Annotated in this window: 14 protein-coding genes; 6 read left to right on the forward strand and 8 right to left on the reverse strand. The window is 55.9% G+C overall.

All coding sequences use genetic code 11. The features are described 5' to 3' along the window. Positions 1–133: 133 nt before the first annotated feature. The 6 genes from hemF to dusB all read right to left on the reverse strand — a co-directional run bounded on the left by hemF (position 134) and on the right by dusB (position 5998). A complete protein-coding gene (gene hemF, locus GALF_RS13245) occupies positions 134–1054 on the reverse strand; it encodes an oxygen-dependent coproporphyrinogen oxidase (RefSeq protein ID WP_013294572.1) in 921 nt (306 codons plus the stop codon). 53 nt (positions 1055–1107) lie between these two features. Then, the gene (locus GALF_RS13250) at positions 1108–1662 is read right to left on the reverse strand and encodes an L-threonylcarbamoyladenylate synthase (protein WP_013294573.1); all 555 of its coding nucleotides are present in this window, start codon (positions 1660–1662) and stop codon (positions 1108–1110) included. Further along, positions 1659–2936 (reverse strand): phosphoribosylamine--glycine ligase, encoded by a 1278-nt coding sequence (gene purD, locus GALF_RS13255; RefSeq protein WP_013294574.1) that lies wholly within the window; start codon positions 2934–2936, stop codon positions 1659–1661. The genes GALF_RS13250 and purD overlap by 4 nt, the downstream gene beginning before the upstream one ends. A gap of 102 nt (positions 2937–3038) precedes the next feature. Then, complete coding sequence (gene purH / locus GALF_RS13260) at positions 3039–4604, reverse strand: bifunctional phosphoribosylaminoimidazolecarboxamide formyltransferase/IMP cyclohydrolase (protein ID WP_013294575.1); 1566 nt, start codon at positions 4602–4604, stop codon at positions 3039–3041. A 129-nt stretch (positions 4605–4733) separates the two neighbouring features. Next, positions 4734–4979, reverse strand: coding sequence for a helix-turn-helix domain-containing protein (locus tag GALF_RS13265; protein WP_013294576.1), 246 nt, complete (start codon positions 4977–4979; stop codon positions 4734–4736). After that, positions 4976–5998, reverse strand: a complete 1023-nt coding sequence (gene dusB, locus GALF_RS13270; protein ID WP_013294577.1) for a tRNA dihydrouridine synthase DusB — start codon at positions 5996–5998, stop codon at positions 4976–4978. The genes GALF_RS13265 and dusB overlap by 4 nt, the downstream gene beginning before the upstream one ends. 75 nt (positions 5999–6073) lie before the next feature. On the opposite strand from dusB, the gene GALF_RS13275 reads away from it, so the two are divergent. Genes GALF_RS13275 through GALF_RS13285 form a run of 3 tightly spaced genes read left to right on the forward strand, consistent with a single transcriptional unit; the run spans position 6074 to position 8897 of the window. Next, on the forward strand, positions 6074–7252 hold the full coding sequence (locus GALF_RS13275) for a UbiH/UbiF family hydroxylase (protein WP_013294578.1): 1179 nt from the start codon (positions 6074–6076) through the stop codon (positions 7250–7252). 13 nt (positions 7253–7265) lie between these two features. Next, positions 7266–7949, forward strand: a complete 684-nt coding sequence (locus GALF_RS13280) for a DsbC family protein (protein ID WP_013294579.1) — start codon at positions 7266–7268, stop codon at positions 7947–7949. 9 nt (positions 7950–7958) lie between these two features. After that, positions 7959–8897, forward strand: a complete 939-nt coding sequence (locus GALF_RS13285; RefSeq protein ID WP_013294580.1) for a diguanylate cyclase domain-containing protein — start codon at positions 7959–7961, stop codon at positions 8895–8897. Here GALF_RS13285 and mltA read toward each other — a convergent pair. Together mltA and apaG are read right to left on the reverse strand one after the other, a co-directional pair. Next, entirely contained in the window at positions 8890–10080 is a 1191-nt protein-coding gene (gene mltA / locus GALF_RS13290) for a murein transglycosylase A (RefSeq protein ID WP_013294581.1), read from the reverse strand. The genes GALF_RS13285 and mltA overlap by 8 nt on opposite strands. Continuing rightward, positions 10067–10444: a Co2+/Mg2+ efflux protein ApaG gene (gene apaG / locus GALF_RS13295; RefSeq protein WP_013294582.1), complete on the reverse strand. Its 378-nt coding sequence runs from the start codon at positions 10442–10444 to the stop codon at positions 10067–10069. The genes mltA and apaG overlap by 14 nt, the downstream gene beginning before the upstream one ends. Before the next feature lie 92 nt (positions 10445–10536). Between apaG and ilvA the strand changes: the two genes are divergently transcribed. Genes ilvA through aceE form a run of 3 tightly spaced genes read left to right on the forward strand, consistent with a single transcriptional unit; the run spans position 10537 to position 15390 of the window. Next, positions 10537–12045: a threonine ammonia-lyase, biosynthetic gene (gene ilvA, locus GALF_RS13300; protein WP_013294583.1), complete on the forward strand. Its 1509-nt coding sequence runs from the start codon at positions 10537–10539 to the stop codon at positions 12043–12045. A 16-nt stretch (positions 12046–12061) separates the two neighbouring features. Then, positions 12062–12667: a 5-formyltetrahydrofolate cyclo-ligase gene (locus GALF_RS13305; RefSeq protein ID WP_013294584.1), complete on the forward strand. Its 606-nt coding sequence runs from the start codon at positions 12062–12064 to the stop codon at positions 12665–12667. A 47-nt stretch (positions 12668–12714) separates the two neighbouring features. Then, positions 12715–15390, forward strand: coding sequence for a pyruvate dehydrogenase (acetyl-transferring), homodimeric type (aceE, locus tag GALF_RS13310; protein ID WP_013294585.1), 2676 nt, complete (start codon positions 12715–12717; stop codon positions 15388–15390). The last annotated feature ends 9 nt before the right edge of the window (positions 15391–15399 follow it).

Below are 15399 nucleotides of genomic sequence, written 5' to 3' on the forward strand. Positions count from 1 at the left end.
GTGCAACCTTCCCTCAGGGGCGCTGCGCTGGAAGTGGAAGGTTCAATATGAATCGAACGTTTGCATAAATAAAGCCCGCTTTCGCGGGCAAAGGATACGCCGGGATTGTGAGACGCACCCCCGCAGCGCGGGCTTACACCCAGTCTTTGGGTTTCAGGAACGTATCGTAGAGTGCAGCCTCGGGTGTGCCGGCTTCCGGATGCCAGTCGTAGCGCCATTTCACCAGCGGCGGCATGGACAGCAGGATGGATTCGGTGCGCCCGTTGGACTGTAAACCGAAGATGGTCCCACGGTCGATAACCAGGTTGAATTCCACGTAGCGCCCGCGACGATACAGCTGAAAATCGCGTTCGCGCTCGCCGTAGGGTGTGTTCATGCGCTTTTCCAGCAGCGGAACATAGGCTGACAAAAAGTGATCACCCACGCTTTGCTGGATGGCAAATGCAGTGTCAAAATCCGGCACGGAAAGATCGTCGAAGAAAATGCCGCCAATACCGCGCGGTTCGTTGCGATGCTTCAAGAAGAAGTATTCATCGCACCATTTCTTGTATTTTGGGTGCAGATCGTCACCAAAGGGCGCGAGGGAATTTTTGCAGATCTGATGAAAATGCACCGCGTCTTCTTCGAAGCCGTAATAGGGCGTCAGATCCATGCCGCCGCCGAACCAGAACACAGCTTCCCCGTCGGGTTTGTGCGCCATAAACATGCGCACATTGGCATGGGTAGTCGGTGCATACGGGTTGCGCGGGTGCATCACCAACGACACGCCCATCGCCTCCCAGCTGCATCCGGCCAGTTCGGGCCGATGTGCGGTGGCCGAGGCAGGCATTTTGTCGCCCTGCACATGCGAGAACGCCACGCCGCCGCGCTCAAACACATTACCCTCTTCGAGTATGCAGCTGATGCCGCCACCTGCGCCGATTCCAACACCCCCGGCTTCGCGCTGCCACTTGTCGCGAATGAATTTTTTGCCATCCACCTGCTCCAGGCGGGTCACGATCAGGTCTTGTAACTCCAGCAAATATTCTTTTACGGCTGCGCTGTTAACACTCATATTTTCTCCTGTGGGGTATCGCTACCCCCTGATTATTGATCGCCACACAAAAATTAACGGATGGTACGACCATCTGCCCATGCGAGTATTCTTGAAGGTATTTTCCGCTTGCCCACACAGCCTGGCAACACCCACACCTGCTTACCGAACAAGCTCTGGCATTGCGCATAGGTTTTTGCCGGGCGCATGCCGCTTAGATTGGCGCTGGTCGATACCAGCGCACTTTTTACACCCCGGCAAAGCTGCCGCGCCAACGGATGCGCGGTCAGGCGCACCGCCAGCGTGTCGTGCGAACCGCAGAGCCATCTGGGTGCGGTCTTTTTCACCGGCATCAGATAGGTGATCGCCTTCGCACCGTCCGCTTTCAGTCTTGCCTGCCCGCTCTCGTTCAAAGGCTGCAGATAGCGCGCCAGCTGACGGTAGTCTGATGCGATCAGGATCAGCCCCTTAGCTTGCGGGCGCTGCTTGAGTCTCAACAATTTCCGCACCGCAGAGCGGTTAAGCGGATCGCAACCCAGTCCGTAGCAGGACTCAGTCGGATAGGCGATCAGCCCGCCGCTTTTTAAATAGGCGGCAATTGAACGAAACGATGCGGGATAGCGCGTCACTTGGCCGTCTTGATCGCCCGAAAACCGATGTCGCGACGCATCTGGCAGCCGTCGAACGAAATACCGTCCGCCATCTGATAAGCACGGCGCTGTGCCATGCGCACGCTGTCACCCAGCGCAGTCACGCAAAGCACGCGTCCGCCGCTGGTGACCACCTTGCCGTCCACCAGTTTGGTTCCCGCATGAAACACATGCGCATCTTCATCAGCTCTGGCCGGCAGGCCGGAAATCACGTCGCCCACCCGCGGGGTTTCCGGATAATTGGCCGCGGCCATCACCACACCCAGAGCAACGCGCCGATCCCATTCCACCTCAACCGTATCCAGCGTGCCATTTACTCCGTGTTCAAACATCGACAACAGGTCGGTCTTCAGACGCAACATAATAGGCTGCGTCTCAGGATCACCCAAGCGACAGTTGAACTCAAGCACCTTGATGCGGCCATCGGGCGAAATCATCAGTCCGGCATATAAAAATCCGGTGTAAGTATGGCCTTCCTTCTCCATCCCCTGCACCGCAGGCTGGATCACTTCGCGCAAGGCGCGTGCATACACCTCAGGGGTGACCACGGGCGCGGGCGAATAGGCGCCCATACCGCCGGTATTAGGCCCATGATCTGCGTCCATCAGGCGTTTGTGATCCTGACTGGTTGCCAGCGGCAGGATGTTTTTGCCGTCCACCATCACGATGAAACTGGCTTCCTCGCCTGCCAGGAATTCTTCGATCACCACGCGTGCACCGGCATCCCCCAGTTTGTTGTCCGAGAGCATCATGTCTACTGCCTGATGTGCCTCATCGAGCGACAACGCGACCACTACGCCCTTGCCGGCAGCCAGACCATCGGCCTTGATGACAATAGGCGCGCCATGCTTATCGACGTAAGCATGAGCGGCAGCAACATCGCTAAAAGTCTCGTAAAACGCGGTCGGAATGTTGTGCCGCACCATGAAGGCTTTGGCAAAATCCTTGGAGGATTCGAGCTGGGCAGCGGCTTTGGTCGGGCCGAAAATCTTCAGACCCGCACGGCGGAACGCATCGACCACGCCTTTGGATAAAGGCGCTTCAGGCCCCACCACCGTCAGATAGATATTCTCGCGCAGCGCAAATTCGAGCAACGCGTCCACCTCGCTGATCGCAACATTTTCAATGCCGTTTTCCAGCGCTGTACCGGCATTGCCGGGTGCGACAAACACCTTCTGCACCTTGGGCGCTTGCGCCAGACGCCACGCCATTGCGTGCTCACGACCACCGGAACCGATCACTAAAATTTTCATATTGACGCTCTCTTAAAAAAAAGGGAAAGCAGGAAAGACAGCAGGGGAAAGTCGCAAAGTCTGCTGTGTCCATCCCCCTAAACCATACTCCCGTCCCAATGTTTAATGTCTGAAATGACGGTATCCGGTATAAACCATCGCGATACCGTGCTCGTCCGCCGCTGCGATGACTTCCGCGTCGCGCATGGAACCGCCCGGTTGAATCACGGCCTTGGCACCGGCTTCGGCCAGTACATCCAAACCGTCGCGGAACGGGAAGAACGCATCGGAGGCGATCACTGAACCGATCAGGCTAAGCCCTGCATTCTGCGCCTTGATCGCAGCAATCCGGGTCGAATCCACGCGGCTCATTTGGCCCGCGCCCACCCCTAAAGTCTGACCGCCACGACAGAATACGATCGCGTTGGACTTCACATACTTTGCGACGCGCCAGGCAAACAGCAGATCCTGCAACTGTTCGGCACTTGGCTGCGCTTTAGTGACCACTTTGAATTGCGATGCCTGCACATTCAGAATGTCCGGCGTCTGCACCAGCAGTCCACCGCCGACGCGCTTCATATCGTACTGGTTATGGGCATTCGACAGCGGCACGATCAGCACGCGCACATTTTGCTTGGCAGCGGTAATCGCCAGCGCCGCATCCGTCACGCTCGGTGCAATAATCAATTCGACAAACTGGTTGTCGGTGATCTGTTTAGCGGTCTGCTCGTCCAACTCGCGGTTAAAGGCGATGATGCCGCCAAACGCAGACGTGGTATCGGTCGCATAAGCCAGTTTGTATGCGTTGAGCGGGGTGTCTGCAATCGCCACACCGCAGGGATTAGCATGTTTGACAATCACACAGGCGCACTGATCAAACGTCTTCACCAGCTCCCACGTTGCATCCGCATCGCCGATATTGTTATAGGAAAGCTCCTTGCCCTGCACCTGGGTATAGTTGGCAATCGAACCTGCGACCGGATTCAGTTCGCGGTAAAAAGCGGCGTTCTGGTGCGGGTTCTCACCGTAACGCATGTCCTGCACCTTGGCGAAATTGAAATTGATCTGCTCCGGAAATTCAGTTTTTGTGCCGTCGCTACCGATCGTGGTCAGGTAATTGCTGATCGCAGAATCATAGGCGGCCGTATGCGAAAATGCCTTTTTCATCAGATCAAAGCGCGTCGCGTCCGATACGGCACCGTCATTGGTCTGCATTTCTGCCAGCACCGAGGTGTAATCCGACGGGTCGGTGACGATAGCAACGTGGCCGTGATTCTTTGCTGCGGCACGCACCATGGTCGGACCGCCGATATCGATATTTTCAACGGCATCTTCCAGCGAACAATCCGGTTTTGCGATGGTGGCCGCGAACGGGTACAGATTCACCACGACGAGGTCTATCGTTGGAATGTTGTGAGCGGCCAATGTTGCGACGTGTTCGGGCAGATCGCGGCGCGCCAGAATGCCTGCGTGAACCTTAGGTTGCAGCGTCTTGACGCGACCGTCCAACATTTCCGGAAAACCCGTGTAATCGGCCACTTCGGTGACAGGAATGCCGTTGTCTGCGAACAGCTTGGCTGTGCCGCCGGTCGAGAGAATTTTAACGCCGAGGTCGTTTAAACCTCGTGCGAATTCGAGTACGCCGGATTTATCGGATACGCTGATGAGTGCCTGTTTAATTGTTGCCATGATAGTTCCAGTTAATATAAATTTGGTAAATCGTGAGTGGTGCATCCTCAACCCTGAATCCTTCACTCAGCAACAGCAGCCTTGGCTGCGTCGTTGCGTGGGAATGCCCCTGCGGCATGAATTCAGCTTTTATTCTATGCCGTGCAGCAGCATTTTCTTGCGCAGGGTATTGCGATTGATCCCCAGCATGGCCGATGCACGCGACTGATTGCCGCCGACCTGCGCCAGCACCATCTCGACCAGCGGTTTTTCGACACAATTCATCACCATGTCGTAAACATCGCAACCGGGTTCTTCCCCGTCGAGATCGCTGAAGTATTCGCTCAGAGCCTGCCGCACATAGCGCGCCATCTCGTTTTCATTAATCGCGCTCATGCCGCTAACCCTTCCAGACTCACATTATCCAGATAGCGCAACTGCAATCCGCGCGCCGCCTGCTCCGCAAAAAATTCGTCCACTGCCGCATGCTGTTCGGCAACACTTTCCAACTGATTCATCTGATGGCGAAAGTGCGCCGATCCAGCCAACCCCTTCGTGTACCACGAGATATGCTTGCGCGCGATACGCAACCCGGTATGCTCGCCATAAAAATCATATAATTCAACCACATGCGCCAGCAAAACGCGATGGATTTCCGACACCTCAGGCGAAGGCATATGCTCGCCAGTCTGTAAAAAATGTTCGATTTCGCGGAACAACCAGGGACGCCCCTGCGCCGCACGGCCGATCATTACCGCATCAGCCCCCGAATATTGCAACACATAACGCGCCTTTTCAGGCGTGGTGATATCACCGTTGGCGATGATAGGAATAGTTACACTCGCCTTCACCGCGCGTATCGTGTCGTACTCGGCATCCCCGGTATAGGCACAGGCACGGGTGCGCCCGTGTATTGCTAACGCCTGTATCCCGGACGCTTCGGCGATTTGTGCGATGCGCACGGCGTTACGGTTATGCGTGTCCCAGCCAGTGCGAATTTTCAGCGTCACCGGCGCATTGACCGCACCGACAACCGCTTCGAGCAATTTCGCGACCAGCGGCTCATTTTGCAGCAGCGCCGATCCTGCCATCACGTTGCAGATTTTTTTAGCCGGGCAACCCATGTTGATATCGATGATTTGCGCACCGTGATCCACGTTGTATTTCGCGGCTTCCGCGAGCATTTTCGGATCCGCGCCGACGATCTGCACCGAGATCGGATCGACCTCACCCTCATGATTGGCGCGGCGTTTCGTCTTCTCAGAGCCGTACAGCAGGGAGTTTGACGCGACCATCTCGCTCACGGCCATGCCCGCCCCCATGCGTTTACACAGCATGCGAAACGGCCTGTCAGTGACCCCGGCCATAGGGGCAACGATGAGGTTGTTTTTGAGTTCGTAAGGACCGATGCGCATTGATATTTTTCCAAGTGGGTTGCGGATTATAAAGCAAGCGGACAAGCATGGAAAATATCGCTATGATTCGAACCTATGAAAACCTCGAAAAAATACGATGTGGTAATCGTCGGCGGAGGATTGGTGGGCGCCAGTCTGGCGGCTGCATTGAAGGACAGCGGCCTTACGCTGGCACTGGTCGAAGCTGGCATGCCGCCCGATACGACGACGGCAACCGACGACTGGGACAGTCGGATTTACGCGATCAGCCCCGGCAGCCGCACTTTCCTCGAACAATCAGGCGTCTGGCCACTACTCAATCGCGCGCGCATCGCACCTGTTGAAGCAATGCGCGTATTCGGTGATATCGACTCAAAACTGGAATTTTCCGCCTATCAGATGGGCGTCACGGAACTTGCCTGCATACTGGAAAATCGCCACCTGCAACACGCGCTATGGCAGGTTTTGCAGACGCAGGACCATCTGGATTTTATTCACCCGGCCCGCTGCGCCGCACTCACCTTCGCACAAGATGCCGCCGAACTTACCCTTGAAGACGGCTCAACCTTAAGTGCGGGCCTTGTCGTCGGTGCTGACGGACGCAATTCCTGGGTGCGAAATCAGGCAGGCATCAGTGCCGCCCCCGTCGATTATCAGCACCACGGCGTGGTTGCCAATTTCAACTGCGAATTGTCGCACCGTGGCATTGCCCACCAATGGTTTGCGCCGGACGGCATCTTGGCCTTGCTGCCGCTGCCGGGCAATCGGGTCTCAATGGTATGGTCGGTGACACCCGATAAATCCTCTGACTTAATGGCGCTCACCAATGACGCGCTCTGCGAACACGTCGAGATAGCCTCTCAACACACCTTGGGCAAGCTAACTATTGTCACAGCGGCCGCCGCGTTTCCGCTTAGACTGCTGACGCTGCCGCATATCAGCGCGCCGCGCGTGGCGCTGATAGGGGACGCCGCCCACAATATGCATCCGCTGGCAGGACAAGGCGTCAATACCGGTTTTCGCGATGCGCGCCAGCTGGCAGAACTCTTAATCAATCGCGGCGGCTGTGCCGACTGCGGCGATGCGCAACTGCTGCGCCGCTACGATCGCAAACGACGCGAAGACATCGCAACCATGCAGGGCACCACTTATGCGCTTAAAAACCTGTTTTGCAACGACGACCCGCTATTGCGCAGCTTACGCAATGCGGGTTTAAATGCCACGAATCATCTCGTTCCTCTGAAAAAAGCCCTGATGCGACACGCATTTAACTAACAAATTGAATAATATGAATAAAATACTATCGCTGTTATTATTACTCGCCTGCTCTGCCGCCAACGCCGGCGAAGCTGAAATCCGCCAGTCCCTGCAAGGAAAAGTCGGCAAACTCGAACACATCGCGAAAACCCCTTACGCAGGGCTATACGAAATCATGATCGGCGACAAAGTGTTGTACACCGACGAACTCGGCCTCTACCTGATCGACGGCAGCGTCATCGATGTCAAGAACCGCACCGATTTAACAGAGCAGCGCCGCCGTCAGCTGTTTAATTTCGACAAGCTCCCGCTGGAACTGGCCGTTAAAAGAGTAAAAGGCAACGGTAAACGCAAACTGGCGTATTTTACCGACCCGCAATGCGGCTACTGCAAGAAGCTGGAAAAAGAGTTATCCAAAGTCAGCGACGTCACGCTGTATATGTTCCTGTATCCGATCTTCCCGGGTTCGGAAGAGATTGTACGCAATGTGCGCTGCGCTAAAGATCCTGCCAAGACCTGGGACGATTTGATGCTCAAAGGAATCGCGGCAGCGAGCATCGCCTGCAAAACGCCCACCGACAAGGTCATGGCATTTGGCCGCGAAAAACAGGTCAACGGCACGCCCAACCTGATTTTTGCCGACGGCACACAAGTGCCAGGTTACCTGCCCGCCGAAGAACTGGAGAAACATTTAAACGAGGCCGCTAAAAAATAGGCACACAGCATGGATTTTCCCCCGCTCATTTCCTCCGACCTGCTCGCGCAAGCGGTTGACCAGCTGCACGACGGCATCACCATTGCAGATGCCCGGCAACAGGATTGGCCACTGATTTATGTCAATGCCGGATTTGAAAAACTGTCCGGCTATAGCGCAGCAGAACTGATCGGCAAACCGGTGAGATTTCTGCAAGGAACGGACACCGATCAGGCCGAAATCGCCGTACTGCGCGAGTCACTCCTCACAGGGGTAAGCTGCTTGGTGACCCTGCGCAATTATCGCCGCGACGGCACCCTGTTCTGGAATGAACTGAGCATTTCGCCAATACGGGACAAAACGGGCGAATTGACCCATTTCGTCGGCATCCAGAAAGACGTCACCGCCCGCGTAATACAAGAGCAAAATTTGCGCCAGTCGAACCTGCATTTGCACGCCGCGCTCAAACAAAAATCGCCCCCGCTGCCGGGCATCAGCGATCGGCTGCATTTTGATGAACAACTCACCGGTATGCTGCAAACGGCAAAACGCACTCACAGCCTGCTATCGGTACTGATGGTCAATCCCGATCAATTCAAGCGTTTTAATGAGCGATATGGCCTCGCCGCCGGAGATGCGTGCTTGCGCATGGTAGGCGATCGCATCGCCAAATCGTTTGCACGCAATTCGGACTGCGTCACTCGATACAACAGAGATGAATTTGCCATCGCATCGATGGGTGACAGCGCGGAAGGCATGAAACAACATTTGACTAAACTTCGCGATCAGATACGCGCGCTGAATATCCCGCACAGCGATTCACCCGAGGGCATACTGACCATCTGCATCGGCGGCATCACGCTGATTCCGCAAAGGGAATCAACGGCAGAGGACTTACTCCAGCGTGCCTATGCGGCGGTGCATCAGGCCGGCCAACGCAGCCACGACTGCGAATGCCTCATCAGTTGAGCGCAGGCTCGGCGCCTTTAGGAAACAGCACCCACATCTGACCGCGTTGTTTCATGCGACCGGCCTGAGCGCCCGCCTGATCACCAAAACCCCAGAAGAAGTCGGCACGCACCGCCCCCCTAATCGCGCCACCGGTATCTTGAGCAAGCATCAGGCGATTCAAAGGCTCAGGGGTATTCGGATAGGTGGTGGACAGAAACACCGGGGCACCCAGCGGAATGGTGCGCGGATCGATCGCAATCGAGTATTGCTCGGTCAGCGGCACACCAAGCGCACCCAGTGGGGCTGACAAATTCTCCGGCAGCTCCCTGAAAAAAACGTAGCTTGGATTCTGTTCCAGCAACGCCGTCAATTTGGCGGGATTTTTCTCCGCCCAGTGCTTGATACCCTGCATGGACGCCTGATCGGCGCTCAATTCTCCCGCCTCGATCAGCTTCTTACCGATAGAGACATAAGGATGCCCGTTCTGGTCGGCATAACCGACTTTGATCAGATGCCCGTCCGGCAGCTCGATGCGCCCGGAACCCTGTATTTGCAAGAAAAACAGGTCAACGGCATTGTCCACCCAGAACAGAACCCGCAATGCGCCATGCCCCTCGTCAATGCCGGCACGATTGTAATAAGGCACGATGCGGCGCCCCTCCAAACGACCGCGCAGACGCAGATCTTTGAGTTGCGGATAAACCCCGGAGAGATCAATCGTCAGCAGATCGTCAGGCGCGGCATACAGCGGATATTTAAAACGAGAGGTCTTACTGCGACTGCCGGACAATCTTGGCTCGTAGTAACCGGTAATCAACCCGTTGGCCGTGCCATCGGGATTGAATACCTGATAAGGGGTGAAAGCACCTTCGAAAAACTGCCTCACCGCCTCGTTATCCGGTTTGACCAGTTCGCCCGCCCGCCCGCACACCTCACGCCAGTCAGGCTTGTTTTTCAGCGCATGACACCCTTGCATGAAGGCCGTCCAACTCGGCTGCAAATCTGTTTTCAGCCAGTCGGGCAGCATCTCCCATTTACTGACCGCAAAGGGGGCGGCAGGCGTTACGACCGCCGGAATCACTGGGGGTATCGCAACAGGGGGTACAACAACCGGTGGCTTGGGCACTCCCGTACAGGCCGCCAGCAACAGCAGTGTGATGCCAACGGCGCGCGTTCGCGCAGAAATATTAATGAAGAACACGCGGCACACTCAACACGAACTCTGGAATTTCGACATTAAAATCTTCTCCGTCCTCACCGCGCATCAGATAGCTGCCGCGCATCGTGCCGACCTGCGTTGCCAGCACCGTGCCGCTGGTGTATTCAAAACTCTGATTTCGCTGCAACATCGGCTGCTCACCCACCACGCCCTGCCCTCGCACTTCCTGAACATGGCTATACGCATCGGTGATCACCCAGTGACGACTGATGAGCCTTGCCGCGACCGTGCCCAGATTGGTGATACTGATCGTATAGGAGAATACAAATCGATCCGCCTTTTCATCGGACTGATCTGGCAGGTATTTCACTTCGGTTTGTATGATAATGCCGTGCTGTTTTTCCATGCATCGCATTTGAACCGATTTCACCCCGCCTCGCAAGAGATAAGCGCGCTTTTATGCTAATCTTCGCGCCTGAAAAGTATAATGAACACAACATGAACGATTATCTGAAACGCATCCTGAACGCCCGCGTGTATGACGTGGCGATTGAAACCCCGCTGGAGCTCGCCCCGAATCTGTCGGCTCGCACCGGCAATACGATCTTGCTCAAGCGCGAGGACATGCAGCCGGTGTTTTCCTTCAAACTGCGCGGCGCTTACAACAAGATGGCTCAGCTCACCGCCGAGCAACTTAAAAAAGGCGTCATCGCAGCTTCCGCAGGAAATCACGCGCAGGGCGTTGCCCTCTCCGCACATAAACTCGGCTGCAAAGCGGTGATTGTGATGCCCACCACCACGCCACAAATAAAAATTCAGGCGGTCGCCGGTCGCGGTGCAAAAGTGGTGCTGTTCGGCGACTCCTATTCCGATGCCTACGCCCATGCACTGGAGCTTGAACAGCAGAACGGCATGACGTTTGTTCACCCCTATGACGATCCGGATGTCATCGCAGGACAGGGCACCATCGGTATGGAAATCTTGCGCCAACGCACTCAGCCGATACACGCGATTTTCTGCGCGATTGGCGGCGGCGGACTGATTTCCGGCGTAGCGGCCTACGTCAAGGCGCTGCGTCCCGACATCAAGATCATCGGCGTACAACCGGTGGATTCGGATGCAATGGCACAGTCGCTCAAGACGGGCGCGCGCGTCACGCTCGATCATGTCGGCCTGTTCGCCGACGGCGTGGCCGTCAAGCAGGTCGGCATCGAGACTTTCCGCTTGTGCCAGGAGTTAGTCGACGAAATCATACTGGTGAACACCGATGAGACCTGTGCCGCCTTAAAAGATGTGTTTGAAGATACCCGCTCGATTCTGGAACCTGCCGGCGCACTGGCGATTGCGGGTGCAAAACTGTATGCGGCTCGCGAAGGCATCAAGGGCGAGGCGCTGGTAGCGATCGCCTGCGGCGCAAACATGAATTTTGACCGGTTGCGTTTTGTCGCTGAACGCGCCGATATCGGCGAGAAGCGCGAATCCATACTGGCCGTGACGATCCCCGAAACGCCGGGCAGTTTCCGCAAGTTTTGCACGCAACTTGGCAAACGCAACATCACCGAATTCAACTACCGCTTTGCCAACCCCAAGGCCGCGCAGGTCTTTGTCGGCATACAGGTGCGCAACCAGCAGGAAACCGATGAACTGGTAGAAAAACTGCAAGCCCACAAGCTGCCGACACTGGATTTATCCGACAACGAAATGGCCAAACTGCACCTGCGCCATCTGGTCGGCGGCCATGCGCCCGATGCAAAGAACGAAATCCTGTTCCGTTTCGAATTTCCGGAACGCCCGGGCGCGCTGATGCAATTTTTGAACAGTATGAATCACAACTGGAACATCAGCCTGTTCCACTATCGCAACCACGGCGCAGACTACGGCCGCGTGCTGGTCGGCATGCAGGTGCCCGATCACGACAAATTAGCCTTCACCGAATTTCTCGACACCTTAGGTTATCCGTATTACGACGAGACCGATAACCCGGCCTACCGGCTGTTTTTGGGTTAAAAAATGCGTAACAAAAATGCAGGCGATTAAGCAAGCTATCCGCAAAAACATACTGGCCGCCCGCGAGCAACTGCACGCTCAGGTGCGCGCAGCGTACAACGCCGCGATCACAGAGCGCCTGCTCCAGTTGCCGGAATACCGGCAGGCCACCACGGTGCTGGGCTACATGAACTTCGGCAGCGAATATGCCAGCGATCTATGGGTAGAACGGGTGTTGGCGGAGGGGAAGCAACTGGCTTTGCCTAAGGTAAATCGGCTGACCAACACGCTGGACCTGTACCGGGTGGACGACCTTGAAAACCAGCTTGCATCAGGTTTATGGGGCATTCGGGAACCTGTCATCGAACGCTGTGAACGGCTAGATGACATAAATGAGGTAGAATTCGTCCTGTTGCCCGGAATTGCGTTTTGCCGAAACGGCGCGCGACTGGGTTACGGTGGCGGTTTTTACGACAAGCTGCTCGCGCATATCACGCACCGCACCGCGCTGGTGACGGCGGCATATGGGCTGCAAATCGTGACATCTATCCCGCAAGAAGCGACGGATATCAAAGTCGACCGGATTGTCACCGAAGCTGAAACCATAGAATGTAACAGGGAGTTTATCCGTCCTGATTTTTAACGGGTCGGATAGTTCCATAAGAATAACTTTAAGTGAGAGAGTGGAAGATGGCGAACTTACCTGACAATGATCCGCAAGAAACCCAAGAATGGCTCGATGCGCTGGAATCCGTACTGAAGAATGAAGGCGCCGAGCGCGCCCATTTTCTGCTGGGTCAGTTGATCGACAAGGCGCGCAGCTCCGGCGCCGGCGTCCCATTTAGCGCGACAACGCCGTATTGCAACAGCATTGCGCTGGGTGATGAAGAGCGCTCAACCGGCAACAGAGAACTGGAGCACCGCATCCGCGCGCTGATGCGCTGGAACGCAATGGCGCTGGTGCTCAATGCCAATCGCGACTCATCCGAATTAGGCGGGCATATCGCAAGCTTCGCGTCAGCGGCAACCCTGTACGACGTGGCATTCAACCATTTTTTCCACGGCAAGACCGACACGCACGGCGGCGATCTGGTGTATTTCCAGGGTCACTCCTCCCCCGGCGTTTACGCGCGCGCTTATCTCGAAGGCCGCATTTCAGAAGAGCAGATGTACAAATTCCGTCAGGAAGCGGCAGGCGATGGCCTGTCGTCCTACCCTCACCCGTGGCTGATGCCGAATTTCTGGCAATTCCCGACCGTATCGATGGGACTCGGGCCGCTGATGGCGATTTATCAGGCGCGTTTCATGCGCTATCTGCAGCATCGCGGCCTAGTACAGACCGACGGACGTAAGGTCTGGGCCTATTTGGGCGACGGCGAGACGGATGAACCGGAATCCTTAGGCGCAGTCTCGATGGCAGGACGCGAGAAACTCGACAACTTGATTTTTGTGATTAACTGCAACTTGCAGCGTCTCGACGGTCCGGTGCGCGGCAACGGCAAGATCATTCAGGAACTCGAAGGCGTATTCCGCGGTGCCGGCTGGAACGTCATCAAAGTCGTCTGGGGCGGCCAGTGGGATCGCTTGTTCGCCAAAGACAAGAACGGCCTGCTGCAAAAACGCATGCAGGAAGTCGTGGACGGCGAATATCAAACTTACAAATCGAAGGATGGCGCCTATGTGCGCGAACACTTCTTCGGTAAATATCCGGAATTGCTGGAAATGGTAGCCGACATGTCGGATGCCGAAATCTGGCGTCTGAATCGCGGCGGTCATGATCCGCACAAAGTGTATGCCGCGTATGCCGCCGCCTCCAAACATACGGGTCAGCCTACCGTCATTCTGGCCAAAACTGTCAAGGGTTACGGCATGGGCGAGGCTGGCGAAGCACAGAACATCACCCATCAGCAAAAAAAGATGGCAGGACAAGTGCTGCTCAAATTCCGCGATCGCTTCAATATTCCATTGAATGATGCGGAAGTAGCCAGTCTGAATTTCTATCGCCCGCCCGCTGACAGCCTGGAAATGAAATATCTGCAGGAGCGCATGGGTCAGATGGGTTCGGTACCCGCGCGCAATCCGGCAACCGAAGCGCTGAAGATCCCTGAACTCTCTGCCTTCGATTCACTGCTGAAAAGCACTGACGGCCGCGAAATTTCCACCACCATGGCCTTCGTGCGCATGCTGGGCATTTTAGTCAAAGACAAAAATATCGGCCGTCAGGTCGTGCCGATTGTGCCGGATGAATCCCGCACCTTCGGTATGGAAGGCATGTTCCGTCAGTTAGGCATTTTCTCGCAAGTGGGTCAGCTGTACACCCCGCAGGATGCCGATCAGCTGATGTTCTACAAGGAAGACAAAACAGGTCAGATCTTGCAGGAAGGCATCAATGAAGCCGGCGCGATGTCCTCGTGGATCGCTGCGGCAACCGCCTATGCCAACCACGGCAAAGCCATGCTGCCGTTCTACATCTACTATTCGATGTTCGGCTTCCAGCGTATCGGCGATCTGGCCTGGGCGGCAGGCGACATGCGTGCCCGCGGCTTTATGCTAGGGGGCACGGCCGGACGCACCACGCTGAACGGCGAAGGCTTGCAGCATCAGGATGGTCACAGCCATCTGATGTCGGCAATGATCCCGAACTGCGTGTCCTATGATCCGACCTTCGCGTACGAGTTGGCGGTCATCATTCACGACGGTATGCGCCGCATGTATATCGAACAGGAAGACGTGTTCTACTACCTGACACTGATGAACGAAAACTACGCCCATCCCGCGATGCCGGAAGGCGCGGAAGTCGGCATACTCAAGGGCATGTATCTGCTCAAAGAAGCCGGCGTTCAGGATACCGCAGAGAGCAGCCAGGTAAAACCGGTAGTCCAACTGATGGGCAGTGGCACCATCCTACGCGAAGTCATTGAAGCGGCTCAATTGCTGGAAAGCGACTTTGGCGTCAGTTCAGACATTTGGAGCGTGACCAGCTTCTCCGAATTGCGTCGCGACGGTATCGACTGCGAACGCTGGAATATGCTGCATCCGGAAGAGCAACCGCGCTTTAGCCATGTCGAGCAATGCATGGCGGACCGTGACGGCCCGGTCATCGCGGCAACTGACTACATGCGTTCATTTGCCGACCAGATTCGCGGCTTCCTGCCTAATCACTTTAAGGTCTTGGGCACAGACGGTTTCGGTCGTTCGGATACGCGTAAAAACTTGCGCCAATTCTTCGAAGTCGATCGTTTTTACATCACCGTTGCAGCACTCAAAGCATTGGCCGATGAAGGCACCGTGGATGCATCCGAGGTCAGCCGGGCGATTGCGCTTTACAACATCAATCCAGAAAAACCCAATCCAGTGACGGTTTAAGGTTAGGAG

This window comes from Gallionella capsiferriformans ES-2 (genome assembly GCF_000145255.1).
Classification (GTDB): Bacteria; Pseudomonadota; Gammaproteobacteria; order Burkholderiales; family Gallionellaceae; genus Gallionella; species Gallionella capsiferriformans.

Coding starts and splice junctions, on each gene's coding strand:
- GALF_RS13280 (WP_013294579.1), top strand. CDS start 7,266: ATGAATAAAATACTATCGCTGTTATTATTACTCGCCTGCTCTGCCGCC.
- ilvA (WP_013294583.1), top strand. CDS start 10,537: ATGAACGATTATCTGAAACGCATCCTGAACGCCCGCGTGTATGACGTG.
- purH (WP_013294575.1), bottom strand. CDS start 4,604: ATGGCAACAATTAAACAGGCACTCATCAGCGTATCCGATAAATCCGGC.
- aceE (WP_013294585.1), top strand. CDS start 12,715: ATGGCGAACTTACCTGACAATGATCCGCAAGAAACCCAAGAATGGCTC.
- GALF_RS13305 (WP_013294584.1), top strand. CDS start 12,062: ATGCAGGCGATTAAGCAAGCTATCCGCAAAAACATACTGGCCGCCCGC.
- GALF_RS13275 (WP_013294578.1), top strand. CDS start 6,074: ATGAAAACCTCGAAAAAATACGATGTGGTAATCGTCGGCGGAGGATTG.
- purD (WP_013294574.1), bottom strand. CDS start 2,936: ATGAAAATTTTAGTGATCGGTTCCGGTGGTCGTGAGCACGCAATGGCG.
- GALF_RS13285 (WP_013294580.1), top strand. CDS start 7,959: ATGGATTTTCCCCCGCTCATTTCCTCCGACCTGCTCGCGCAAGCGGTT.
- apaG (WP_013294582.1), bottom strand. CDS start 10,444: ATGGAAAAACAGCACGGCATTATCATACAAACCGAAGTGAAATACCTG.
- hemF (WP_013294572.1), bottom strand. CDS start 1,054: ATGAGTGTTAACAGCGCAGCCGTAAAAGAATATTTGCTGGAGTTACAA.
- GALF_RS13265 (WP_013294576.1), bottom strand. CDS start 4,979: ATGAGCGCGATTAATGAAAACGAGATGGCGCGCTATGTGCGGCAGGCT.
- dusB (WP_013294577.1), bottom strand. CDS start 5,998: ATGCGCATCGGTCCTTACGAACTCAAAAACAACCTCATCGTTGCCCCT.